General features: G+C 68.1%; 21 protein-coding genes. 11 read left to right on the forward strand and 10 right to left on the reverse strand.

What is annotated here, in order from left to right:
• Positions 1–53 precede the first annotated feature (53 nt).
• On the forward strand, positions 54–1577 hold the full coding sequence (locus tag ACSGC5_RS01130; protein WP_434968791.1) for an MFS transporter: 1524 nt from the start codon (positions 54–56) through the stop codon (positions 1575–1577).
• 60 nt (positions 1578–1637) lie between these two features.
• Here ACSGC5_RS01130 and ACSGC5_RS01135 read toward each other — a convergent pair whose 3' ends face one another.
• Positions 1638–2195, reverse strand: coding sequence for a nucleoside phosphorylase (locus tag ACSGC5_RS01135; protein ID WP_434968792.1), 558 nt, complete (start codon positions 2193–2195; stop codon positions 1638–1640).
• A gap of 80 nt (positions 2196–2275) precedes the next feature.
• Here ACSGC5_RS01135 and ACSGC5_RS01140 point away from each other — a divergent pair, with 80 nt between their 5' ends.
• On the forward strand, positions 2276–2869 hold the full coding sequence (locus ACSGC5_RS01140) for a hypothetical protein (RefSeq protein ID WP_434968793.1): 594 nt from the start codon (positions 2276–2278) through the stop codon (positions 2867–2869).
• Between the two features lie 7 nt (positions 2870–2876).
• On the opposite strand, the gene ACSGC5_RS01145 is transcribed toward ACSGC5_RS01140, so the two are convergent.
• Positions 2877–4955, reverse strand: a complete 2079-nt coding sequence (locus tag ACSGC5_RS01145) for an NAD(+) synthase (RefSeq protein WP_434968794.1) — start codon at positions 4953–4955, stop codon at positions 2877–2879.
• A 90-nt stretch (positions 4956–5045) separates the two neighbouring features.
• On the opposite strand from ACSGC5_RS01145, the gene ACSGC5_RS01150 reads away from it, so the two are divergent.
• Both ACSGC5_RS01150 and ACSGC5_RS01155 read left to right on the forward strand, forming a co-directional pair.
• Complete coding sequence (locus ACSGC5_RS01150; protein ID WP_434968795.1) at positions 5046–8741, forward strand: TM0106 family RecB-like putative nuclease; 3696 nt, start codon at positions 5046–5048, stop codon at positions 8739–8741.
• Positions 8742–8786: 45 nt separating this feature from the next.
• Positions 8787–9788, forward strand: a complete 1002-nt coding sequence (locus tag ACSGC5_RS01155) for a magnesium and cobalt transport protein CorA (protein ID WP_434968796.1) — start codon at positions 8787–8789, stop codon at positions 9786–9788.
• Positions 9789–9808: 20 nt separating this feature from the next.
• Here the strand turns inward: ACSGC5_RS01155 and upp are convergent, their stop codons facing one another.
• Positions 9809–10441 carry a uracil phosphoribosyltransferase gene (gene upp / locus ACSGC5_RS01160; protein ID WP_434968797.1) on the reverse strand — a complete coding sequence of 211 codons (633 nt, stop codon included), beginning with the start codon at positions 10439–10441 and terminating at the stop codon, positions 9809–9811.
• 59 nt (positions 10442–10500) lie between these two features.
• On the opposite strand from upp, the gene ACSGC5_RS01165 reads away from it, so the two are divergent.
• Positions 10501–10938 carry a nucleoside deaminase gene (locus ACSGC5_RS01165; protein ID WP_434968861.1) on the forward strand — a complete coding sequence of 146 codons (438 nt, stop codon included), beginning with the start codon at positions 10501–10503 and terminating at the stop codon, positions 10936–10938.
• A gap of 18 nt (positions 10939–10956) precedes the next feature.
• Here ACSGC5_RS01165 and ACSGC5_RS01170 read toward each other — a convergent pair whose 3' ends face one another.
• From ACSGC5_RS01170 to ACSGC5_RS01180, 3 genes are read right to left on the reverse strand one after another with little or no spacing between them, the layout of a single operon-like run.
• Positions 10957–11886, reverse strand: a complete 930-nt coding sequence (locus ACSGC5_RS01170; RefSeq protein ID WP_434968798.1) for an LLM class F420-dependent oxidoreductase — start codon at positions 11884–11886, stop codon at positions 10957–10959.
• Between the two features lie 11 nt (positions 11887–11897).
• On the reverse strand, positions 11898–12881 hold the full coding sequence (locus tag ACSGC5_RS01175) for a cation diffusion facilitator family transporter (RefSeq protein ID WP_434968799.1): 984 nt from the start codon (positions 12879–12881) through the stop codon (positions 11898–11900).
• A 42-nt stretch (positions 12882–12923) separates the two neighbouring features.
• Entirely contained in the window at positions 12924–14036 is a 1113-nt protein-coding gene (locus tag ACSGC5_RS01180; protein WP_434968800.1) for an alpha/beta fold hydrolase, read from the reverse strand.
• Positions 14037–14196: 160 nt separating this feature from the next.
• Between ACSGC5_RS01180 and proC the strand changes: the two genes are divergently transcribed.
• From proC to ACSGC5_RS01195, 3 genes are read left to right on the forward strand one after another with little or no spacing between them, the layout of a single operon-like run.
• A complete protein-coding gene (gene proC / locus ACSGC5_RS01185; protein ID WP_434968801.1) occupies positions 14197–15033 on the forward strand; it encodes a pyrroline-5-carboxylate reductase in 837 nt (278 codons plus the stop codon).
• Positions 15034–15090: 57 nt separating this feature from the next.
• Positions 15091–16476 carry a TrkH family potassium uptake protein gene (locus tag ACSGC5_RS01190; RefSeq protein ID WP_434968802.1) on the forward strand — a complete coding sequence of 462 codons (1386 nt, stop codon included), beginning with the start codon at positions 15091–15093 and terminating at the stop codon, positions 16474–16476.
• A complete protein-coding gene (locus tag ACSGC5_RS01195) occupies positions 16469–17164 on the forward strand; it encodes a potassium channel family protein (RefSeq protein WP_434968803.1) in 696 nt (231 codons plus the stop codon). Before ACSGC5_RS01190 ends, ACSGC5_RS01195 begins: the two co-directional genes overlap by 8 nt.
• Before the next feature lie 39 nt (positions 17165–17203).
• On the opposite strand, the gene ACSGC5_RS01200 is transcribed toward ACSGC5_RS01195, so the two are convergent.
• A complete protein-coding gene (locus ACSGC5_RS01200; RefSeq protein ID WP_434968804.1) occupies positions 17204–17875 on the reverse strand; it encodes a potassium channel family protein in 672 nt (223 codons plus the stop codon).
• Positions 17868–19304 carry a TrkH family potassium uptake protein gene (locus tag ACSGC5_RS01205; RefSeq protein WP_434968805.1) on the reverse strand — a complete coding sequence of 479 codons (1437 nt, stop codon included), beginning with the start codon at positions 19302–19304 and terminating at the stop codon, positions 17868–17870. The genes ACSGC5_RS01200 and ACSGC5_RS01205 overlap by 8 nt, the downstream gene beginning before the upstream one ends.
• 91 nt (positions 19305–19395) lie before the next feature.
• On the opposite strand from ACSGC5_RS01205, the gene ACSGC5_RS01210 reads away from it, so the two are divergent.
• From ACSGC5_RS01210 to ACSGC5_RS01220, 3 genes are all read left to right on the forward strand, one after another.
• Positions 19396–19806 (forward strand): ArsR/SmtB family transcription factor, encoded by a 411-nt coding sequence (locus ACSGC5_RS01210; RefSeq protein WP_434968806.1) that lies wholly within the window; start codon positions 19396–19398, stop codon positions 19804–19806.
• A 134-nt stretch (positions 19807–19940) separates the two neighbouring features.
• Positions 19941–20132 carry a helix-turn-helix domain-containing protein gene (locus tag ACSGC5_RS01215; RefSeq protein ID WP_127473071.1) on the forward strand — a complete coding sequence of 64 codons (192 nt, stop codon included), beginning with the start codon at positions 19941–19943 and terminating at the stop codon, positions 20130–20132.
• A gap of 92 nt (positions 20133–20224) precedes the next feature.
• On the forward strand, positions 20225–20323 hold the full coding sequence (locus ACSGC5_RS01220; protein ID WP_003792170.1) for a 30S ribosomal protein bS22: 99 nt from the start codon (positions 20225–20227) through the stop codon (positions 20321–20323).
• Positions 20324–20475: 152 nt separating this feature from the next.
• Here ACSGC5_RS01220 and ACSGC5_RS01225 read toward each other — a convergent pair whose 3' ends face one another.
• Together ACSGC5_RS01225 and ACSGC5_RS01230 are read right to left on the reverse strand one after the other, a co-directional pair.
• Positions 20476–21723 carry a mechanosensitive ion channel family protein gene (locus ACSGC5_RS01225; RefSeq protein ID WP_434968862.1) on the reverse strand — a complete coding sequence of 416 codons (1248 nt, stop codon included), beginning with the start codon at positions 21721–21723 and terminating at the stop codon, positions 20476–20478.
• 188 nt (positions 21724–21911) lie between these two features.
• Positions 21912–22730 carry a tyrosine-protein phosphatase gene (locus ACSGC5_RS01230; protein ID WP_434968807.1) on the reverse strand — a complete coding sequence of 273 codons (819 nt, stop codon included), beginning with the start codon at positions 22728–22730 and terminating at the stop codon, positions 21912–21914.
• Positions 22731–22758 lie beyond the last annotated feature (28 nt).

Consider the following 22758-nt stretch of genomic DNA (forward strand, 5'->3'; position numbering starts at 1 on the left):
CAGACGCGTCTCGATCGGAGCCCGTCGCCGGTCGGGGGGCATACGCTGGCAGGATGGGTGCGGATTCCGGGACGACATCACATCCCCGAACCACCGACATCGCGCTCACCAATCCCGCCCGGTGGCGGGCGTTCGGGGTGGCGGCCGCCGTAGCAGCCATCACGATCCTGGACCTCTCGAAAGTCAACGTCGCGCTGCCGTCGATCGAACAGGCTCTGGGTGCGGGGTCGACCGAACTCCAGCTGATCGTTTCGGGCTACGTGCTCACCTTCGGCCTCTTCCTGGTGCCCATGGGGCGCCTGGGCGACCAGCGCTCACGGCGAGCGCTGTTCCTGGTGGGCCTCGTCCTCTTCACGCTCTCGAGCCTCGCGTGCGCGCTGGCCCCGAACATCATCGTCCTCATGGTCTGCCGGTTGCTGCAGGGGGTTGCTGCCGGCATCCAGATGCCCCAGGTTCTCGGACTGATCCAGCAGATCTTCCAAGGCGCCGAGCGGGGGCGCGCGTTCGGCCTGTTCGGCGCGACGATCGGGCTCGCGACAGCCTTCGGCCCGACACTGGGCGGACTTATGATCGCTCTAGGCGGGCCGGATGACGGTTGGCGCTGGATCTTCTGGATGAACGTTCCGCTGGGCATCGCCGCCATCGCCGCCGCGGTGTGGGTCTTGCCGACCACGCGCGTCCACACCGGGCGGCGGGTCGCGCTCGACCCCGTCGGCGTGATCCTGTTCGGGATCACCGTGCTCGCATTGATGTGGCCCTTCCTGTTCACGACCGGGTCGCCCGATGACGACCCGCGCCGGTGGTGGCTGCTGACCGTGTTCCTCCTGTTCGCGGGCCTGTTCGTCGCCTGGGAACGGCGGTACGCTGCCCGGGGAAACGCGCCCCTGATCCCGTTCTCGCTGTTTCGCATCGGGTCCTACCGCAACGGCACCCTGCTCGCGACGTCGTACTTCGCTGCGCTGCCCGCACTTTTCCTGCTGACGACGCTGTATCTGCAGACCGGACTGGAGCTCGAGCCGGTCTTCGCCGGGATGGTCACGATCGGCTTCGCCATCCCGAGCGCGATCGCCTCGTGGGTGGGCGGCAATCTCGTGAGCCGCGTCGGCCGACCGCTCGTGGTCGGCGGGCTCATCATGGTGCTCGTCGCGGCCGGGGGCCTGGTCCTGGTGGCGGTCTTCGCCTCACCCGCGGCGACGCCCTGGATCATGGGAGCTGTCATGATCCTCGGGGGCCTCGGCGGCGGTCTCGTGCTCTCCCCGAACCAGACGCTCGCTCTCGCGGATGTTCCGGTGAGGGAGGGGGGTCTGGCCGGTTCTGTCGGGCAGCTCGGCCAGCGGATCGGCACAGCTGTCGGTACCGCGGTGGCGCTCGCGCTCTTCTACGCCACGATCTACCGGGAAACCGGCACGCGCGACTCGCTCGTCGTGTACCACGACGCGTACCTCATCGGAATGTCCTCCGTCGCGGTGTTCATCGCGCTGGCGTTCATCGTCTCGATCGTCGATATGTCTCGTCGGCGGGCCGCGGCGCGTGAAGAGGCGTCCGAGGACGAGCAGTTGCGCGCCGGCCCGACCTGACCGCTGGCGTTGGCGCTGAGGCCGACCACGGCGCCGAGGATGACGTCGGCGGCTCGGGACCTACAACCCGTAGTCGTTGCGGATCCGTTCCCGGAGCAGGGCGCTGCACGCATCCGTTGACTCGCCCCAGTCCGCCAGTGCCCCGTCTCGGGCGCGATCGGACACCGCCTTGAGGACGCGGATCGGCACGTCGTACTGCTGTGCGACCCACACGTACGCGTATACCTCCATGTCGACAAGGGATGCGCCGAGGGCCTGGATGCCGGCGGCGACCTCGGCGTCATCGATGAAGTGGTCGCCCGTCGCGATGGTGTGGCCGTCCTGGCCCAAGGTGAGCACGGCGGGAAGAGACACGTGCTGTCCGACGACGTGATCGAGGTCGGTGACGTCGTGTTGGATCGCGGATGTCACGTCGTGGACCGTGGCCTCGACATCCTCGTGGATCGCGCCCGCGGTGCCGACGACGACGATCTCTTCGTACCTCGTGCGTTCGAGCGCTCGGGTGAGAGCGTGGGTGGCCTGAAGCTTGCCCGGACCGGTCACGAGGCGCTCGAACCCCGGTAGTTCGGCGGGGAAGGCGACGAGTTCGCGCTCGAGCGCTGCGACGAGGAGTCTCATGGCTCCATTTTGCCTGGCGGACTCGGCTGGCCCCTGCTGCTCGTACGCGGGAGGATGGAGGCGACGACAGGAGGACGCGAGTGAAGTCTGTGCTGCTGGAAACCCCCGCCGGAATCGACGCGAGGTTGGGGTGGGACCCGTCGATGAGCGAACACGATCGCAAGCGGGTGCTCGCGAGGGAGCTGGTCGCCACGAGACTCAAGATCGACCCGAAGGACGTTCGTGTCGAGCGCGAGGCGCCCGCCCAGTTCGGCTTCCACACGCAGCTGTTCGCGAGCGTCGACGGTCAAGAGCTGTCGTTCCAGATCCGCAATGCCAGCTTCCGGGCGGCGACGGTGGTCGCTCTCACCGATCAGCCCTACACGATCGGACTCGACATCCGCGACCTGCACCCCGACGACTCGACGATCCATGAGATGCAGCGTCACTCCCACCTGTTCGACGAGAGCAACATCCTGAACCTCATCGACCACTGGACGCGCGTGCAGGCCGTCCGAGAAGCCGACGGTCGAGGGGCCCGGGTGGTTCCGGATGTCGTCAAGCTCGACGCGACCCGGGTGCGCGGCTGGATCCCCGACCGCAAAGCGCAGTACACGATCGCCGATCTCTCTCGCGACGGCTTCGTGATCACCCTCGCCTTCGCCGACGCCGAAGACGCCCGCACTCCCGTGTGAGGTGACGTCAGGCGTCGGATGCCGGACTGAGCGCGGCATCCAACTCTGCGAGCCAGGCTCGGGCATTGCCGTCGGAGGGAGCGCGCCAGTCCCCGCGCGGGGACAGCGACCCGGCCGGCGAGACCTTGGGCCCGTTCGGGATCGCCGAGCGCTTGAACTGCGCGAAGCCGAAGAACCGCTGCAGGAAGACCCGCAACCAGCGGACGACAGCGTCGCGATCGTAGGCGAAGCGCTCATCGAGCGGGAACCCGGGCGGCCACTGCCCGGCATCCGGATCGCGCCACGCCCGTTCGGCGAGGAAGGCGATCTTCGAGGGCCGGATTCCGTACCGCAGCACGTGGAAGAGCGTGAAGTCATGCAGCGCGTAGGGACCGATGCGGTCTTGCGTCGACTGGATCTTGCCGTCCTCGCCGGCGGGGACCAGCTCCGGGCTGATCTCGGTGTCGAGCACCGACTGCAGCACGGCAGTCGCCTCGGCGCTGAGAGCGGCGGCGCCCTGCGCCTCGTCGTGAGAGATGACCCACCGGATCAGGTGCTGAATGAGGGTCTTCGGGACTCCCGCATTCACCGCATAGTGACTCATCTGGTCACCGACGCCGTAGGTCGCCCAGCCCAGCGCGAGCTCCGACATGTCGGAGGTACCGATGACGATCCCGCCGTTCTGGTTCGCGAGACGGAACAGCAGATCGGTGCGCGCACCCGCCTGCACGTTCTCGAAGGTGACGTCGTAGACGGGCTCGCCCTGGCTGAACGCGTGCCCGATGCCGCGGAGGATCTCGGTCGCTGTGGGGCGGATGTCGATCGTCTCGACCGAGGCGCCGATGGCCGCCGCGAGCGCGATCGCGTTGGACTTGGTGTGGTCGCTGGTCGCGAAGCCGGGGAGCGTGTAGGCGAGGATGTCGGAACGCGGACGCCCCATGCGGTCCATCGCGCGCGCGACGACCAGCAGGGCGTGGGTCGAGTCCAGCCCGCCGCTGACGCCGATGACGGGCTTCGGGTCGCCGATCGCTCGCATCCGCTGGACGAGACCCTCGACCTGGATGTTGAACGCCTCGTAGCAGTCCTGCGCGAGGCGGGCGGGGTCATCGGGGACGAACGGGAAGCGATCGAGGTGACGACGAAGCCCGACATCCGCTGCCGGCGGATCGAGGATGAACTCGACGGTGAGGAACTCGTCGCGCGGGAGCGTGCCACGGTTGTCGTCGAAGGTTCCCTGACGGATGCGATCCTGACGCAGCCGGTCGAGGTCGACATCGGCGACGCTGCGGCGCGGGCCGTCGGGGAAGCGCTCGGTTTCGGCCAGCAGAGTCCCGGCTTCATAGATCATCGTCTGGCCGTCCCACGAGACGTCGTTCGATGATTCGCCCACTCCCGCCGCCGCATACACGTAGGCGCTCAGGCACCGCAGCGACTGGGACTGCACGAGGGTGCGCCGGTCGTCCGCGCGGGCGATCGTGATGGGGCTGCCGGACAGGTTCGCGAGCACCGTCGCGCCCGCCAGCGCCGCCCGCGAGGACGGGGGGACGGGGACCCAGACGTCTTCGCAGACCTCGACGTGCAGCACCAGACCATCGACGTCTCGAGCATCGAAGAGAAGGTTGGTGCCGATGACGGTCTCGTGAGCGCCGATCCGTATTGCCTCGCCCGACCACTCCTGGCCGGGGGCGTACCAGCGTCGCTCGTAGAACTCGCGGTACGTCGGCAGGTACGCCTTGGGCACGACGCCGAGGATCTCGCCGCGATGGATCACCACGGCGCAGTTGTAGAGGCGGTTGCGGTGCTGCAACGGTGCGCCGACCACGAGCACGGGGAACAGATCCACGGATGCCGCCACGAGGCGTTCGATCGCGGTCACGACCCCGTCCAGCAGCGCGTCCTGCATCACCAGGTCATCGATCGCGTATCCCGACAAGCACAGTTCCGGAAAGACCGCGACGGCCACGGCATCCTCATCACAGGCGCGCGCGGCGGTGAGGACCGCCTCGGCGTTCGTGACGGGGTCGGCGATCGCGACCGGAATCGTGCACGCCGCCACCCGCGCGAAGCCATGGCGGTACGCGCTCTCGAACGGCAATGTCGTGCTCACCGTCCCAGTCTCGCACCTCGCGTCCCTCGGCGTGCGGGCGTCATCGAGGGTGTCGGATGCCCCGACTATCGTCGGAGGCGGAAAGGCATCATGCGATACATCGAGCAGGAGCGTCGATTCGTCTGGAGCGCGAGCGACCTCAAGGCAGCAGCCGAGTGCGAGTTCGCCTGGGTTCGGGCCGTCGACGCGAAACTCGGCCGGATCGATCCCGTCGAGGATCCGATCGACCTCACCCTGGAGCGGGCCGGTCGGCTCGGCGGTGTGCACGAACGCCGCACACTCGCCGCGTACCGGGAGCGATTCGGTGCCGCCGTCGTCGAGATCCCCGAAACCTCCTCGTCGGATGCAGACGCGCTCGCGCGCGCCGTTTCGCTGACGAACGAGGCCCTGCGCTCAGACCGCGCGGCCGTCATCTACCAGGCGACGTTCGCCGACGACGAGTTCGTCGGCTTTGCCGACTTCCTCCTGCGCGGGTCGGACGGGCGCTGGGTCGTGCAGGACACGAAACTTGCGCGCCACGCCCGGGTCACGGCCCTCATGCAGCTTGCGGCATACGTCGACCGCCTCGACAAGCTCGGGGTGCCGCGGGCGGATGAGGTACAGCTGCTGCTCGGTGACGGGACCACCAGTACGCACCGGGTCGACGATCTCGCTCCTGTCTATGCGCTCCGCCGCGACCGCCTGCGCGCCTTGCTGGCCGACCGGCAGGCGGCATCCGTCCCGATCGCGTGGGACGATCCCCGCGGCGAGCTGGGTGTCGTCGCCTGCGGACGGTGCCCCACATGCGAACTCGAGGTCGTCGCGACGCGGGATCTGCTTCTGGTCGCCGGCATCCGTCCCGTGCAGCGAGAGCGCATGCACGCCGCGGGCATCCGCACGATCGACGAGCTTGCTGCGGCTGACGCGGCACCCTCGGGGATGAACCCCGACACGTTCGCGATGCTGCGGACGCAGGCTCGGCTGCAGCTGCAGACTCCCGCCGGCGTCGGAGCCTTCGCTGCGCCCGCAGGCGCGGTCGGGGAGCGCCCGGGACCCGGTGCCGCAGACGGCGGTGACCCCGTCGCTCACATCCCCGCGCCCCCTCCGTACGAAGTGGTCGCGCCCGCCGCCCTGGCGGCGCTGCCGCGGCCCGACCACGGCGACCTCTTCTTCGATTTCGAGGGCGACCCCCTCTACACGGAGTCCGGCGATCGCGACCCGTCCGGCCGCGAGCAGACGATCTCCTGGGGTCTGGACTACCTGTTCGGCTGGGTGGATGACCGAGAGCAGTACAGCGCCCTGTGGGCCCACTCGTTCGATGAGGAACGGGCCGCGCTCGAGGCCTTCCTCGACATGGTCGCGCTGCGCCGGCGTGCGCATCCCGACATGCATATCTACCACTACGCGCCCTATGAGCCGACGCACCTGCTGCACATGGCTGCCCGCTACGGCGTGCGTGAGGCCGAGGTCGACCGGCTCCTGCGGGATGGCGTCTTCGTCGATCTCTACCCCGTCGTTCGGCGCGCTCTGCGCGTGGGTTCGCGATCGTATTCGATCAAGAAGCTGGAACCCCTGTACATGGGGGCCGAGGTGCGCACGAGCGATGTGCAGCGCGGGGATGATTCGATCGTGCGCTATGTCGAGGCGCGCGCCCTTGCGGAAGACGGCGACACGGATGCGGCCGGTCTCATCCTCGACGACATCGCCGAGTACAACCGCTATGACTGCGTCTCGACCCGGCGGCTGCGCGACTGGCTGGTCGATCGCGCGCGGGAGACGGGTCGGCGTCCCGCCGCCAACCCCGAGCCCAGCGAGACGGGCTACGAGCCCTCGCCGCAGGCGACGACGCTCCTGCGCCTGGCCGGCGAGACGACGTCCGAGGCCGACGCTCAGGCGCTGCGCCTTGCCGCCGCGGCGATCGACTACTACCCGAGAGAGGCCAAGTCGTTCTGGGCCACCCACTACCTCCGGCTGCGCGAGCCGATGTCGCTGTGGGAGGACACACGGGATGTGGTCGCGATCGACCCCGGGCGATCCCGCGTCCGCGAGGACTGGCACCGGCCCGAGGGATCGCGCTCGGACCGGCGCATCATCGAGGTGCGGGGCGAGCTCGCGCCGGGTACGCGCCTGCGGCCCGGCGCCGAACCGTTCGCGATCTACGAGCTTCCGGCTCCGTTCCCCTTCGAGGCTTCCCCGCGGTGGATCCACGCCGACCACCGGGTGAGCGTCATCGAGGAGCTCGAGGACGGCGTCGTCATCGAGGAACGCGCGGTCGAGGGACTGACGTGGCAGGACCTGCCGATCGCGTTGACGCCCGCCGCGCCGCCTCGAGCAGCGAACCAGCAGACGGCGATCGATGCGTGGGCTGCGGCGGTCATCGATGCCTCCCCCGGTTTCCCTCGGGACCCGGCATCCGACATCCTGCGCCGCCTCCCCGCACGCTTCGTAGCCGATGCCGTCGGCAGCGCCGCCGCGTCCGTCCCCGCCGATCCGAGCGCCGCGAGCGACGACGTGGCTGTCCTCGTCGATGCGGTGCGGCGGCTCGATCACAGTGCCCTGTCGGTGCAGGGTCCGCCCGGCACCGGCAAGACCTACGTCGGATCGCACGTCATCGAGCGACTCGTGTCCGGCTACGGCTTCCGCGTGGGGGTCGTGGCCCAATCGCACGCGGTCGTCGAGCACATGCTGGCGCGCGTGATCGCCGCCGGGGTCCCCGCTTCTCGCGTCGCGAAGGCGCCGAAGGATGCCGACGCCGATGCCCCGTTCACCGTGATCCCCAAGAACGGCATCCCGGCGTTCGCCGCGGAGAACGCCCAGGGTGGGTTCGTCGTGGGCGGTACCGCGTGGGACTTCAGCCACGAAGGACGAGTGCCGCGCGGAAGCCTCGACCTCCTCGTCATCGACGAAGCGGGTCAGTTCTCGCTGGCGTCCACGATCGCGGTCTCGGTCGCCTCCCCGCGGCTGCTGCTGATCGGTGACCCGCAGCAGCTTCCGCAGGTCAGTCAGGGCACGCATCCGGAGCCGGTGGACACCTCAGCGCTGGGGTGGGTGATGGACGGCGAGGATGTCATCCCCCCGAGCTTCGGCCGTTTCCTCGCCGCGACTCGGCGAATGCACCCCGCCGTGACCGATCCCGTGTCCGGGCTCTCGTACCGGGGAGCTCTGCGGGCACACCCCAGCACGGCGCTGCGTCGCATCGAGGGGATCGCGCCCGGGGTCCGACCCGTCCCGGTGCGGCATCGCGGCCGCGCCACGCAGTCACCGGAGGAGGCCGAGACCGTCGTCGCGATCGTGCGCGACCTCATCGGCCGGTCGTGGACGGATGTCGAGGTCGACGACGATGACCGAGCACTCGTGTGCGCGCCCCGGCCGCTGCGCGACACCGACATCATCGTCGTGACGCCCTACAACGCGCAGCAGGTGCTCGTCGAGCGCGCGCTCGCGGCCGCGGGCTTCCCCGAGATCCCGGTGGGGACCGTCGATCGCTTCCAGGGGCAGGAAGCTGCCGTCGCGATCGTCTCGCTCGCAGCATCCTCGGGGCGAGACGCTCCCCGCGGCCTGGAGTTCCTGCTGCTGCGCAACCGCCTCAACGTCGCGATCTCGCGCGCGATGCATACGGCCTATCTCGTGTATTCGCCGGGTCTGCTCGATGACCTGCCGCGCACGCCGGAGGGGGTCGCTCGCCTCAGCGGGTTCGCCCGACTCGTCGGCGCGGTGCCGGGCGATGTCACGCCCACGGCGGGGAGGGGCGCGGCCGTGGCCGGCGCAGCCGCTGTCGTTCCCGGCGGCGATACCGGCGTCGGCTAGGATCCGGCCGAGACGCACACACGTCTCGGACTTCGGGAGTGCACCATGCCAGTGATCGACAGCGCCATCTACGTCGACGGGGTCCGCGTCGAGAGCCCCGCCTCACTGGAGGAGGCGTACCGGCTGCGCCAGGAACTCCACGGCTTCGCGTGGATCGGCCTGTACCGGCCGACTCCCGAGGAGTGGGACTCCGTCTCGCGCGAGTTCGACCTGCATCCGCTCGCGGTCGAAGACGGCTCCACCGGCCACCAGCGTGCGAAGGTCGAGCGGTACGACCGCACCCTGTTCGTCGTGCTCCGTCCGGCACGCTACGACGACGTCCGGGAGCGAGTGGAGTTCGGCGAAGTCCACCTGTTCGTGGGTCACGGGTTCGTGATCAGCATCCGCCTGGCCGAATCGCCGGACCTCGCCGCAGTCAGGCAGCGTCTCGAGCACTCCCCAGAGCTCCTGCGGCTGGGCTCGGAAGCGGTGCTCTACGCCGTGCTCGATCGCGTCGTGGACGAGTACGAGCCCGTGATCGAGGGCATCGAGAACGACGTCGACGAGATCGAGGACCAACTGTTCGGTGAGGGCAACGACGACATGCTGTCGCGTCGCATCTACGAGCTCTACGGCGAGGCCGCGGCGTTCGGACGCGCGGTCCATCCCCTCCTCGGGATGATCGAGTGGCTGCGCCGCGCCTACGAGAAGTTCGACGTCGATCTCGAACTCCGCAGGCACATGCGTGACGTGCTCGACAACGTGACCCGCGTCAGCGAGCGCGTGCAGGCGTCCCAGGCTCTGCTCGACAAAGCCCTCACGGTGCACTCGGCTCTCGTCGCCCGTCACCACACCGAGGTCTCGATTCGGCAGGACGAACAGGTCAAGAAGATCTCGGGGTGGGCGGCGATCATCTTCGCGCCCAGTCTCATCGCGGGGATCTACGGGATGAACTTCGACTACATGCCGGAACTCCACTGGCCGTGGGGCTACCCGATGGCGATCGGGGCGATGCTGGCGTTTGCGGGCGGGTTGTACGCGATCTTCCGCTCACGGAAGTGGCTCTAGCGAACCTCGCCAGAGCCGGGTCAGACCGTCCCGTAGAGGCGGTCGCCGGCGTCACCGAGCCCGGGGACGATGTACCCACGCTCGTTCAGGCGCTCGTCGACGGCGCCGAGAACGAGAGTCACGTCGCGATCGCCGACCAGTTCCTCGATCGCGGCGACTCCCTCCGGCGCCCCCAGGAGGCAGATCGCGGTGACGTCTTGCGCACCGCGATCGAACAGGAAGTCGATCGCCATCCCCAGCGAGCCGCCCGTTGCGAGCATCGGATCCAGCACGAAGCACTGTCGATCGCTCAGATCTGACGGCAGACGTTCCGCGTAGGTCGTCGGCTCGAGGGTCTCCTCGTTGCGGACCATGCCGAGAAAGCCGACCTCCGCAGTCGGCAGGAGCTTGACCATTCCCTCGAGCATGCCTAGTCCGGCCCGCAGAATGGGAACTACGATCGGGCGCGGCTCGCTGATCTTGACGCCGGTCGTCGTGGTGACCGGAGTACGGATCTCGATCTGCGACACCCGCACACTTCGTGTGGCCTCGTACGCCAGCAGCGTCACGAGTTCCTCGGTCAACTGGCGGAACACGGGCGAACTCGTGCGCTCGTCCCGGAGGACCGTGAGCTTGTGCGTGATGAGCGGATGGTCGGCGACGTGCAAGCGCATACGCCTCAGAGTAGTCCTAGGCTCGTGACGTGACCCACGCCGACGCCGACCGTGCGGCGATGGGCCGTGCCCTCGAGCTCGCGCGAGACGCCGCCGCCGCCGGCGAGGTCCCGGTCGGGGCCGTTGTCACGGATACTGCCGGCCGCATCATCGGAGAGGGGCGGAACGCCCGCGCGCAGACGACCGATCCCACCGCTCACGCAGAGGTGGTGGCGCTGCGGGAGGCGGCGCGGGCGACAGGCTCCTGGAATCTCAAGGGATGCACACTCGTGGTGACACTCGAGCCGTGCCTGATGTGCGCCGGAGCGCTCCTTCAGGCCCATGTGTCTCGTCTCGTGTTCGGGGCCTGGGATGAGAAGGCGGGAGCGGCGGGATCGCAGTATGACGTCGTGCGCGACCGCCGGTTGCCGGTGCGCGCCGAGGTGATCGCCGGAGTCGAGGCGGATGCCGCGGCATCCGTGCTGCGGGACTTCTTCGCCGCTCGGCGCGACGGCTGATCCGGCCCGGGACGAGGGCTAGCGAGGCAGGTGCGGCAGGATCTCGGTGCCCAGCTCGTCCAGTTGCTCGAGATCGGTCAGATCCATCTGCTGGAAGTAGATCCGTGAGGCTCCGAGCGAGGCCAGGCGTTCGACCTTCGCGGCGATCTGCTCGCGCCCGCCGAGGAACATCGCCTCACCCTCCACGCTCGACCTCTCGCGGCCGATCGCGGCCAGGCGGCGATCCAGCAGGACATCGTCGTGCGCAACGACGGTCGGCAGCGCCACCGACAGCCTGAGGGAGTCCGGATCGCGGTCGATCTGCTCACATGCGGCCCGCACGCGCGCGAAGCTCTCCGCAATGCGGTCTTCGTGCTGGAACCCGATATTGAACTCCGTCGCAAACAGCGCGGCCAGCGCCGGCGTTCGCGCGGGGCCCGCACCGCCGACGATCACCGGAACCGGCGACTGAATCGGCTTGGGGAGTGCCGGCGAGCGCTCCAGTCGGTAGTGGGCGCCGTCGAAGTCGAAGGTCGACCCCACCGGCGTCTGCCAGAGTCCGGTCACGATGGCGAGCTGCTCTTCGAGCAGACCGAAGCGTCGTGACGGGAACGGGATGCCGTATGCGCTGTGCTCCTGCGCGAACCAGCCTGCGCCGAGTCCGAGCTCGGCGCGGCCGTTCGACATCTCATCCACCTGCGCGACCTGGATCGCGAGGACACCGGGGTGACGGAAGGTGACCGGCGATACGAGAGTGCCCAGGCGCACGCGCTCGGTCTCCCGCGCGAGTCCTGCCAGCGTCGTCCAGGCATCCGTCGGTCCTGGAAGCGGGTCACCGTCGCCCATCGCGAGATAGTGATCCGATCGGAACCAGCCGTCGAATCCGTGCCGCTCGGTCAGCTGGGCGCTTGCCACCTGCTGCGCGTACGAGAACCCCTGCTGGGGTTCGGTGAAGATGCAGTACTCCATGCCGGTCTCTCTCAGGGATGCGTGCTCGTGCGGTCGGTCACGGTGGCGTCGTGGGCTCCGGCATCCGTTCGCGGTTCCCCGGGTGCGTGGTAGATGTCGGGTTCGAAGTAGATGACGCGAGCGATCGGGACCGCTTCGCGAACCCGCGCCTCGATGACGTCGATGTCGGCGGCGACCTCGCGGAGCGTCTTGTCGGGCGCGAATCCGAGCTTGCCGGCGACCATGAGCTCGTCGGGTCCGAGGTAGAGCGTCTTGAGGTGGATGAGTCGCTCAATGCTGCCGCTGTTCTCGATCGCCGCGACGATGTGGTCCCGGTCAGCCCGCGTCGCCCCCTCACCGACCAGCAGGCTCTTCGTCTCGATCCCGAGCGTGAGGGCCACGAGGATCAGCAGGGTGCCGATCATGAGCGTTCCGATCGCGTCGAAGACAGGATTGCCGGTCAGCCACGACATTCCCACGCCGAACAGCGCGAACACGAGCCCGGTCAGCGCTGCGACGTCCTCGAGCAGCACGACCGGCAGTTCCGGCGCCTTCGCGTGGCGGACGAACGAGACCCAGGATTGGCCCTTCGTCCGCACGAGGTTGCTCTCGTGGATGGCCGTGCGCAGCGAGTACGACTCCAGGACGACGGCGATCAGCAGCACGGTCACCGGGAGCCAGACGTTCTCGAGTTCGTGGGGGTGCGTCAGCTTGTCCACGCCCTCGTAGATCGAGAACAGGCCGCCGACCGAGAACAGGATGATGGACACCACGAACGCGTACACATAGCGCTCGCGGCCGTAGCCGAACGGGTGTTCCGCGTCCGCCGCTCGGCGCGATTGGCGCCCGCCCAGCAACAGGAGAAGTTGGTTTCCCGAGTCGGCGACCGAGTGGATGGCCTCGGCGAGCATTGCGGCCGACCCCGAGAAGAACCACGCGGCGAACTTCGACAACGCGATCCCCATGTTGGCGAGGAACGCCGCGATGATCGCGCGGTTGCCGCCCGATGCGCTCATGCGCGCGATTCTATGCCCGCCGCGTGACAGGGCGGAGACAGATCAGTCGGCGGAGCGGAGGATGATCGTCTCGGTGGCCGGCAGCGACGTGGGCGGCTGACCGACGTACCCGATGACCTTCAACAGCGCCGCGCGGACATCGGCTGGGCGCTCGAGATGCGGCGAGTGTCCGACGCCCTCGAGGCTCAACTCCTCGACGTGACCTCCCGCGGCGGCGTATGCCTCGAGCACATCCCGCGTCTGGGACACCATCTGTTGCGCGGGGGCGACGTCTTCCCCAGGCCACCCGGGCACGACCCCGATCTGTCCGAGGTAGTTCAGGTCATAGAACGACGTGTCCGACACGATCGCGTCGGCGGTGCCGTGGACCCACAGGATCGGCGGCTTCGGCTCGAGGTCCACAATCGACGAGGTGTTGAAGTACTTCGGGGCCATGGTGTTGAGCACCCCGACGGTCCCCGCGGCGAAGCCCGGCCAGTTCTCGCTGGGAACACCGTCGCCGGGGTAGTTGCCGGATGCGGTGGAGGTCGTCAGCATTGACTGCACCCACACATCCTCGTGCTCGCTGCTGTAGCCGGGTGCGACATAGCCGGAGCGGAAGACGCTGCGTGGTGATGTCTGTGCCTCATCACTCGTGTCACCGGCGTTGAGCCGCTCGACGAAGTCCGGGTTGCCGCCGCCGCCGCCCGTGCCGGCGTCGTCGTCGGTCAGGCGGCTGCCGTCACGGCGGGTCCCGCCGAAGCCGTAGGGGGAGACCGGCGCCTGGAGCGTGAGGCTCAGCACCGGGTGGTCGAGCGCGTACTGCATGACGACGCCGCCCCCCATCGACCAGCCGACGAAGTGCGCGGTCGGGATGCCTAGAGCCTCCATGGTCGCGAACACGTCGTCGCTGAAGTCCCGGACGCCGCGCGTGGCATCCACGGGCAGGCTCTCGCTGCCACCGAAGCCGCGCAGATCGATCGCAATGACGCGAAGGTCCGACGGCAGGTCCTGCATCATCTCCTGCCAGAACAGTGCCGACGACACGTTCCCGTGGACGAACACGACAGTCCGGTCGGCGGGCGTCGCCGGATCGTCGCCGGTGCGCTCCAGGATGTTCACGGCAAGGCGGGGGGTATCGATGGTGCGGGAGACGATCCCATCGAAAAGCGTCATAGCGGATCCTTGGTTCTCGAGTGCCGCTGGGTCCGGGGTGATCCAGGGCGGATGCGGTGCGACCGGTGCACCGCCTCTTCCGACGATAGCCCGCACCTGCCGCCGGAGGGGAGACGCCGAGCGTGAATATTGACAGAATGCGCCCGCCTAGGATGTCGCCATGACCTTCCCCGCGCTCTCTCCCGTCGTCGCCGTCCTCGGAGCAGGATCCATGGGGGGCGCGATTGCGCGGGGGGTCGCCGCGTCCGGATCTGCCGACGTCATCGCGACCAATCGGTCGCGGGAGAAGGCCGCCCTGCTCGCCGGTGTCCCGGGCATCCGCAGCTACGCACTGGGCGAGCATCCCGAGCGCAACCGCACCTCTGCGGCCGAAGCGGATGTCGTGCTCGTGGGAGTCAAGCCCGCGATGGTTCCCGATCTGCTCCGCGAGATCACCCCGTCACTGCGCGCGGGGACGATCGTCGTGAGTCTCGCGGCAGGGGTCACGACCGCCACGTACGAGGCGATCCTGCCGGAGAGTGTTTCCGTGCTGCGCTCGATGCCCAACACCCCCGCGCTTGTCAACCGTGCCGTCACCGGGCTCGCTGCCGGAAGCCGCGCGAGCGCCGACGACGTGGCAACGGTCCGCGCGCTCTTCGAGACCGTCGGGGTCGTCGTCGAGCTGGACGAGGAGCAGATCGACGCGCTCGGCACGATTTCGGGCTCCGGACCCGCGTACGTCTACCTGCTCATGGAGGAGCTCTCTCGCGCGGCCGAGGCCAAGGGTTTCACCCCGGAACAGGCGCGACTTCTGGTGGAGCAGACCTTCATCGGGGCAAGCGCGCTGCTGGAGGCATCCGGGGAGACACCGCAGGAGTTGCGACGGCAGGTCACCAGCCCCAACGGCACGACCGAGCGGGCGATCGCCGTGCTCCAGGATGCAGGGCTGAGCGACCTGTTCGGCCGGGCGACGGATGCGGCGCTGGCCCGATCTCGCGAGTTGGCCGCCGGCGCCTGACCGGGCACGCGGTCACGCCGTCGCGTCAGATCTGAGCGCGGCGTATGCTTCTCGATCGTGGCGGCGTCGGGCTGGTGGTTGGGACGCTCCGCGGTGACCCCGCCGGGACGACGTGGCCGGTGGCGTCCGCACCCGGCGCAGGTGATCGTGTTCGGATTCGCCTGCGCTGTCCTGGCCGGTACTGCCCTGCTGCTCCTGCCGATCTCAACGGTCGACGGGCGCAGCACGGATGTCATCGACGCCCTGTTCACGGCAACCTCGGCGGTGTGCGTGACCGGTCTGACGGTCGTCGACACGGCGACCCACTGGACCGGGTTCGGGCTCGCGGTGATCATGCTGCTGATCCAGCTCGGCGGTCTGGGGATCATGATCTTCGCGTCGATGGTCGGTTTGCTCATCGCCCGGAGGTTCAGCGTGCGCGCGCGGATGACCGCTGCCGCCGAAGCGGGTGCGCTCTCGACGCGGGATGTGAAGGGACTCGTCCGCGGAATCGTGCTGATGTCCCTCGCGATCGAGGCTGTCGTCTTTCTCTTCCTCTTCGCGAGGTTCCTCTTCGGATACGGGTACGGAATCGGGGAAGCCGCCTGGCACGCGCTGTTCCACGCCGTCTCGTCGTTCAACAACGCCGGCTTCGCGCTCTACACCGACAACCTCATCCCGTTCGCGACCGATCCGTTCATCGTGCTGCCGATCTGCGCCGCCGTGATCCTCGGTGGACTCGGGTTTCCCGTGCTGCTGCAGCTGCGCAAGGAGTTTCGCAGGCCGCTCCACTGGAGCATGAACACCCGCATCATGCTGTGGGGCACCGTCATCCTGCTGGTGGTCGGCACCGTCTACATCACGCTGCTTGAGTGGTCGAACGAGCGCACCTTCGGCACGTACCCGCCGGCGGCCCGCGTGTTGATGGGATTCTTCCACTCGGTCCAGACCCGCACCGCCGGATTCAACTCTGTCGACATCGGACAGATGCACGACGAGACCTGGCTCGGGATGGACGTGCTGATGTTCATCGGAGGCGGCCCGGCGGGAACCGCCGGTGGCATCAAGGTCACGACCTTCGCCGTCCTGTTCTTCATCATGTGGACCGAGCTGCGGGGCGAGGGAGCGGTGAACGTCTTCGGAAAGCGCCTGTCGCGTGCTGTTCACCGGCAGGCGATCACGGTCGTCCTCATCGCGCTAGGGGCGGTCATGGTCGGCACCATCACGCTCATGATCATGACGGGACGGGGGTTTGACGAGGTCCTCTTCGAGGTCATCTCCGCGTTCGCGACGGTGGGTCTGAGCACGGGCATCACCGCCGATCTGCCACCCGGCGGCGATATCGTCCTCGTGATTCTGATGTTCCTCGGTCGCCTCGGTCCACTGACTCTCGGTTCCGCGCTCGCGCTGCGTGAGCGCCGCATCCTCTATGAACTCCCCAAGGAAAGGCCCGCCATTGGTTAGGTTCGCGCTCTTCGCCGACTCCTCCCGACGCATCGCGGAGGCGGACTCCGTCGCAGTGATCGGACTCGGACGGTTCGGCAGCTCCCTGGCCAGGGAGCTCATGGCCGCCGGCACGGAAGTGCTCGGCATCGATACGGATGAGGACCTCGTCCAGGCGCACAACGGCGAGCTCACGCAGGTCGTGCGCGCGGACTCCACCAAGGTGGAGGTGCTGCGCCAGCTCGCCGTGGACGAGTTCGACCGCGTCGTCATCGCGATCGGTCAGGACCTCAAGGCGTCGATCCTCACGGCATCGCTGCTCATCCAGTTGAAGGTTCCGGTCATCTGGGCCAAGGCCGTCGACGACCAACACGGTCGGATCCTCGAGCAACTCGGCGTCCACCATGTGATCTACCCCGAGAAGGACATGGGTCGCCGTGTCGCGCACCTCGTTCGCGGTGCGGCGAAGGACTACCTCGAGATCGAGCCGGGGTACTCCCTGGCCAAGATCACGACACCGGACCTGGTGGTGGGGACCCCGCTCGGTCAGACCACCCTCCGGCGCAAACACGGTGTGACGGTGACCGCCTTCAAGCACGGTGACGAGCCCTGGATGAACGCCGACAACGAGACCGTGCTCGCCCATGGCGACAGCATCCTCATCGTCGGCCCCACCGACCGAGTCGAGGCTTTCGCGCAGCTGCGCTGAGGGCCTTGCGAGTCGGGTTCCGCGGCGCAGATGCGGGGCTCAGCGGTCGAGGGCGGCGAAGCGCTCGATGTCGCTGTTGGTGCCCGACACGATGATGAGGTCGTGATTGGTCACGACGGTGTTCGCCTCCGCGTACCGGAACGGCTTGCCGGGGCTCTTGACCCCCACGACGGTGACGTTGTACTTCGTTCGAACCCCGGACTCGCTCAAGCCGACACCGCGGATGAACTTCGGGGGATACATCTTGGCGAGGACGAAGTCGTCGTCGAACCTGATGAAGTCCAGCATCCGCCCGCTCACGAGGTGGGCGACGCGCTCGCCGGCTTCGCGTTCGGGGTAGATGACGTGGTTGGCCCCCACACGAGCGAGGATCTTGCCGTGTGACTGGGAGACGGCCTTCGCCCAGATCTGCGGCACCTTCAGGTCCACGAGGTTGGCGGTGATGAGCACGGATGCCTCGATCGAGGACCCTACCGCGACCACCGCGACTTGGAACTCCTGAGCGCCGATCTGCTTGAGCGCGTCGATGTTGCGCGCGTCGGCCTGCACGGTGTGCGTGACGCGCTCCGACCACTTCTGCACGAGCTCGAGGCTCTCGTCGATCGCGAGCACCTCGCGTTCGAGTCGATCCAGCTCGCCGGCGCAGGCGGCTCCGAACCGCCCGAGCCCGATGACCAGGACGGGGGAGTCGCTCCGGATGCGCTCAACCAACGATGGGCCTTTCCACGGGCAGCGAATACAGCTGCGAACGGGATGTCGCGGCCACGGCCGCGGCGAGTGTCACTGTACCAACGCGCCCCATGACGATCGTCACGGCCAGCACGTATTTCGCCGAGTCCGGCAGCTGCTCGGTCAGTCCGGTCGACAGTCCGACGGTCGCGAACCCCGAGATGACGTCGAACAGGACCGATGCGACATCGGCCTTCGTGATCTGCAGGATGATGACCGTCGACACCGCGACGATCGTCGATCCCCACGCGAGCACCGAGAGGGCGACGCGGAGCACGTCGCTCGGGATGCGGCGGCGAAACACCTGGGTCGAGGTGCGCCCCTTCGCCTCCGACCACACGGCCAACGCGATGACCGCGAGAGTCGTGACTTTGATGCCACCGGCTGTCGAGGCGGATCCGCCACCCACGAACATCAGCATCATCGCGACGATCTGGCTCGACCCGTTCAGCTCTGACATGTCCAGTACGGCGAAACCGCCCGATCGGGTCATCGCGGAGAGGAAGAACGACTGCATCGTCGTGTCTGCGGCATCGAGGCTGCCGAGGGTCGCGGGATTGTTGAACTCCAGCCCCAGGAAGATGAAGCCTCCGGCGAAGAACAGGGTCGTCGTCGTGATCAGCGTGAGCTTCGTGTGCAGCGGCCAGCGGCGGATATGCCAGAGCTCGCGGCGCAGCGCGAAGATCACCGGGAAGCCGATGGACCCGAGGAAGACGCCGCCCATCAGGACGGTGAGGACCCAGTAGTTGTCGGCGAAGGCCGCCACGCCCTCGACGTTGGGTGTGAAACCGGTGTTCGTGAACGCCATCGCGGCGTAGAAGGGGGCCTCCCAGAGGGCGACGTTCCATTCGATCCCGGATGCCAGCATGCCGGGGTACAGGAGGATCGCGACCACCAGCTCGATGACCAGGGTCGAGAGAGCCACGACGCGGAGCAGGGAGCCGATCTCCCCGAGTCTTACCGTTTGGCTCTCGTTGACCGGCCCGCCATGGCTGCGCAGGGGATTGGTGTCGCCCGCGGCGAGGAGTTTCGCCCGCAGGCCGAGTCGCCGTGAGATCACCAGGCCCAGGATGGAGGCGAGAGTCAGCACACCCATCGCGCCGATCTGCACACCGATGAAGATGATGACATGCCCGAACGGCGACCAGTGGGTGGCCATGTTGACCGTGGCCAATCCCGTCACACAGATCGTCGAGACTGCGGTGAACAGTGCGTCAGCCAGCGGCGTCACCTGACCGTCGGCGGCGGCGATCGGCAGGGAGAAGAAGCCCGTGAAGATCAGGATGAGGCCGACGAACACGAAGATCGCGAACCGCGAAGGGGAGTTCTGCGCGAGCGTGCGGAACACGTCGAACAGTCGGTGTCCGAGGGTGCGCAGGGGATGCGGCGTTGCACGCACGCCTTCGGACATCCCCACCCTCCCTGGTGTCGTGCTGGTCTCTCGCTCGGCCGGATCGCCCCCTCATGCTACTGCCGGGCGCGGGCGCGACTACCCTGAACACATGGCGGACATCTTCGACGTGATCGCAGACGGCACCCGGCGCGACATCCTGCGGCTCTTGCTCGACCGCGAGTCGGACGCGGGGACGAGCGTGTCCCAGATCGTGAGTGAGCTCGGGGTGAGCCAGCCCACCGTGTCCAAGCACCTCAAGGTGCTGCGTGATGCCCACCTCGTGTCCGTCCGCGAAGAGGGGCAACACCGCTACTACAGCCTCTCGCCCGAGCCCCTCGATGAGGTGGATGACTGGCTGATGCCGTTTCTCACCACCGACGATGATCTCGAGGTCGATCTGCCCCTCGCGTTGCCCGAGTCGGCGGTGCACGCCGCCGAGGCGGTCGGACGCGCCGCGGCATCCGCGCGCTACGCCGTCACCAACGCGTGGCGCAAGCTCCCCGGCCGCCAAGCCGAATAGCAGTCGGCGCAGCGGCGGTCAGCACATCCGTCTCAGCAGTCACACCGGTTTACACGCGTCTCGCGCAGGCTCTAGAGTGTTCGCTACTGCCGGTCGCTTCGGATGCCGGCGGGCGGTGTGCGGAAAGGGAGGCCATGGCAGAGCTGCCGGACGTGCGCTTCCTCACGGTCGCTGAGGTGGCGGAGCTCATGCGCGTCTCGAAGATGACCGTCTACCGGCTCGTGCACAGCGGTGAACTGCCCGCGGTGCGCTTCGGGCGCAGCTATCGCGTGCCGGAATCGGCGGTGACAGCCGCCCTTCAGCGGCCGATCGCCGACGTCGGCTAGACTAGTCCGAGGCATTTTTCCATTCATGCCCGTTCCCGGGCGAGAGCGCACGCAGCGCTCGACGCCCAGACCCCGACATTGTGAGGTTCTCCGTGGGTTCTGTCATCAAGAAGCGCCGCAAGCGCATGGCGAAGAAGAAGCACCGCAAGCTGCTTCGCAAGACTCGCCACCAGCGCCGCAACAAGAAGTAAGTCGCGGCCACTACACCAAGCGCCTGTCCGATGGACGGGCGCTTCGTGTTTGCGTGGTGCCCATGACGGCATCCTGCACCGTTCACCCGCGGTACCCGCCGCATGGAGGAAGGCGTTCTCGCCGACGTAGGACAGCCTCGCGCCGAATCGTCCTACCGGGCCGATTTCTCCTGCCTCGGCGACTCCTGGCGGGCCGGCTCCTCGTCACCGTCGCCGTCGGGGTCGCCATCCTGGACGGGAATCGCGTTGGTGTACTGGGCGGCACGCGCGTCTCCTTGCGCGCTCCCCGAGAACAGCCCCTCCGCCGCGCCGGTGTTCGTACTCTCGGCTTCGGTGGCCTCGGCCGGCTGCGTGACCAGAATTCGCTGCACCGGGAGGGCGTCGGGATTGGTGCGGCGCACCCAGGCCACCATCTCCTCGCGGACCAGGCACCGCAGGTCGAACAGTGTCCCCGCATTGGCAGCCGTGACCAGGATGCGCACCCGCACCAGTCCGCCGGTGGCTTCGGTCACCTGCAGCACGGCTGTGCGACCGTCCCACAGCTCGGTCTCGCCGACCACGCGCTGCAGGTGTTCGCGCATGCGGGCGGTGGAGATCCGCCAGTCCACGTCGAGTTCTACCGCTCCGAGCAGTTCGCTGCCCTTGCGTGTCCAGTTCTCGAACGGCGTTGTGGTGAAGTACGTGCACGGGAGGATGAGGCGGCGGTCGTCCCAGAGGTCGAGCACGACGTAGCTGAGGGTGATCTCGCCGACCCGACCCCACTGGCCATCGGCGACGATGACGTCATCGACCCGCAGCGCCTCGCTGAATACCAACTGGATGCCGGCGAACATGTTCGCGAGCACAGACTGCGCTGCGAGCCCAGCGACGATCGAGGCGATACCGGCGGAGGCCAGAACGCTCGCGCCGAAGGCCTGGATCGACGGGAACGTCAACAACGCGGCGCCGATCGCGAGGACGACGATGATCACCATCGCGACGCGTCGGAGGATCAGGACCTGGGTGCGGATGCGCCGTGCCACGCGATTGTCGGGCACGTCGATGCGGTAGTGGCCGAGCGCCATCTCGGTCGCAAATCGCACGAGCTCGATGAGCAGCCACGCGGCGGCGGCGATCGATCCGATCGCTGCCACGCGGTCGATGACGACGTCCCACGCGGCGTTGTCGGCACTATCGCCCCCGGCCAGTCCCAGCGGGAAGTACTGGTCAACGGCGATCCACAGCGCGATGATCAGGACGATGGTGCGGAACGGGCGACGGGAATGGCGAACGAAGCTCGACCCCCACGACCGTTTCCGCAGCGCCAGCCCCACCACCCCCGACACGATCAGGCTGAGGACAAGCCCGGCGGCCAGTGCGATGAGAACTGCGATCGCGAACACCATCCATGGGCCGAGCACCGTTGCCGTGGCATCGGCGACGTCGACGGCGGCTCGCCACCCGAGCGCGTGCTGGTCAAGCATCCGTTCCCCTCTCGTGGGTCTTCGTCCACGCTACGTGGCGCTGCCCGGGGTCCCGCAACCCGGCTCCACGGATACCGAGGCACGGGGACGCAGCTGCCCGGGATGCGACGACAGCGGTGTACGGGTCAGGTGAGGCGTCGGCGGAGGGTGTCGACGTCGTCGTCCGTGAGGCCGCTTGAGCGGAGGTAGTCGGCCGAGCCACCGTGCTCCGCCGCGACCCACTCCAGCGCGGTGACGATGGCGGACGGCGGGGTCGCGGCGACGAGGTCGTCAAGTGCAGGCGTGCGAGGCAGGCCCATCCCCTCGAGCATGGCGAACATTCGATCCGTCCACGGGCCCGCGAGGTTGCGCTCGGAGATGGAGTAGTCGGCGACGATCGCGTCGCGCTCGACCCCGATCGCGTCCAGGATCAGGGCGATCGCGACGCCGGTACGGTCCTTGCCCGCTGTGCAGTGCACGAGGACAGCGCCCTCGGAGCGAGCGACGGTGCGTGCCGTCTCGGCGAAGGCGCTCCCACCGTGCGTGAGCATCGACACGTAGAGGTCCGGGAGGGGCGGGATCTGCGCGAGCGCCTCATCGATGATGCGCGAAGCTGCCTGCGGGTCGCCGGCCGCCGAAGCGGAACGCAACACGCGCTGCGCCATCCCTGCCATCGCTCCCTCGAGTACGCCGAGCTGGACGACGTGTGGCGGGCGCGATGCGGGGAGCCGGTCCGGCGCCATCTGCTGCTCCATTGCCGTACGGAAATCGACAACGACGCCGATATCCGAGCCCGCGAGCTGCTCGAGGCCTCGATCGGTGAGCGCGCTGAGCGCATCTGACCGGTACAGGACCCCGGTTCTGGTCGCGCCGCCTGCCGACAGCGGCAACCCTCCGATATCGCGGAAGTTGTGCGTTCCTTGGGGGGCGAGGTCGGAGAAGTCGGATGCCGAAACCGAGGTCATGCCTCCAGCGTAGGCGCGGCGGGACCAC

Source organism: Microbacterium sp. bgisy207 (assembly GCF_965345035.1).
In the GTDB taxonomy this organism is placed as follows: Bacteria; Actinomycetota; Actinomycetes; order Actinomycetales; family Microbacteriaceae; genus Microbacterium.

Bases quoted from the DNA above. Each gene is read 5' to 3' on its own strand.
- ACSGC5_RS01210 (WP_434968806.1), top strand. From the start codon at position 19,396: ATGGCGGACATCTTCGACGTGATCGCAGACGGCACCCGGCGCGACATC.
- ACSGC5_RS01205 (WP_434968805.1), bottom strand. From the start codon at position 19,304: ATGTCCGAAGGCGTGCGTGCAACGCCGCATCCCCTGCGCACCCTCGGA.
- ACSGC5_RS01230 (WP_434968807.1), bottom strand. From the start codon at position 22,730: ATGACCTCGGTTTCGGCATCCGACTTCTCCGACCTCGCCCCCCAAGGA.
- ACSGC5_RS01170 (WP_434968798.1), bottom strand. From the start codon at position 11,886: ATGGAGTACTGCATCTTCACCGAACCCCAGCAGGGGTTCTCGTACGCG.
- ACSGC5_RS01135 (WP_434968792.1), bottom strand. From the start codon at position 2,195: ATGAGACTCCTCGTCGCAGCGCTCGAGCGCGAACTCGTCGCCTTCCCC.
- upp (WP_434968797.1), bottom strand. From the start codon at position 10,441: ATGCGCTTGCACGTCGCCGACCATCCGCTCATCACGCACAAGCTCACG.
- ACSGC5_RS01165 (WP_434968861.1), top strand. From the start codon at position 10,501: ATGGGCCGTGCCCTCGAGCTCGCGCGAGACGCCGCCGCCGCCGGCGAG.
- ACSGC5_RS01180 (WP_434968800.1), bottom strand. From the start codon at position 14,036: ATGACGCTTTTCGATGGGATCGTCTCCCGCACCATCGATACCCCCCGC.
- ACSGC5_RS01155 (WP_434968796.1), top strand. From the start codon at position 8,787: ATGCCAGTGATCGACAGCGCCATCTACGTCGACGGGGTCCGCGTCGAG.
- ACSGC5_RS01215 (WP_127473071.1), top strand. From the start codon at position 19,941: ATGGCAGAGCTGCCGGACGTGCGCTTCCTCACGGTCGCTGAGGTGGCG.
- ACSGC5_RS01175 (WP_434968799.1), bottom strand. From the start codon at position 12,881: ATGAGCGCATCGGGCGGCAACCGCGCGATCATCGCGGCGTTCCTCGCC.
- ACSGC5_RS01130 (WP_434968791.1), top strand. From the start codon at position 54: ATGGGTGCGGATTCCGGGACGACATCACATCCCCGAACCACCGACATC.
- proC (WP_434968801.1), top strand. From the start codon at position 14,197: ATGACCTTCCCCGCGCTCTCTCCCGTCGTCGCCGTCCTCGGAGCAGGA.
- ACSGC5_RS01150 (WP_434968795.1), top strand. From the start codon at position 5,046: ATGCGATACATCGAGCAGGAGCGTCGATTCGTCTGGAGCGCGAGCGAC.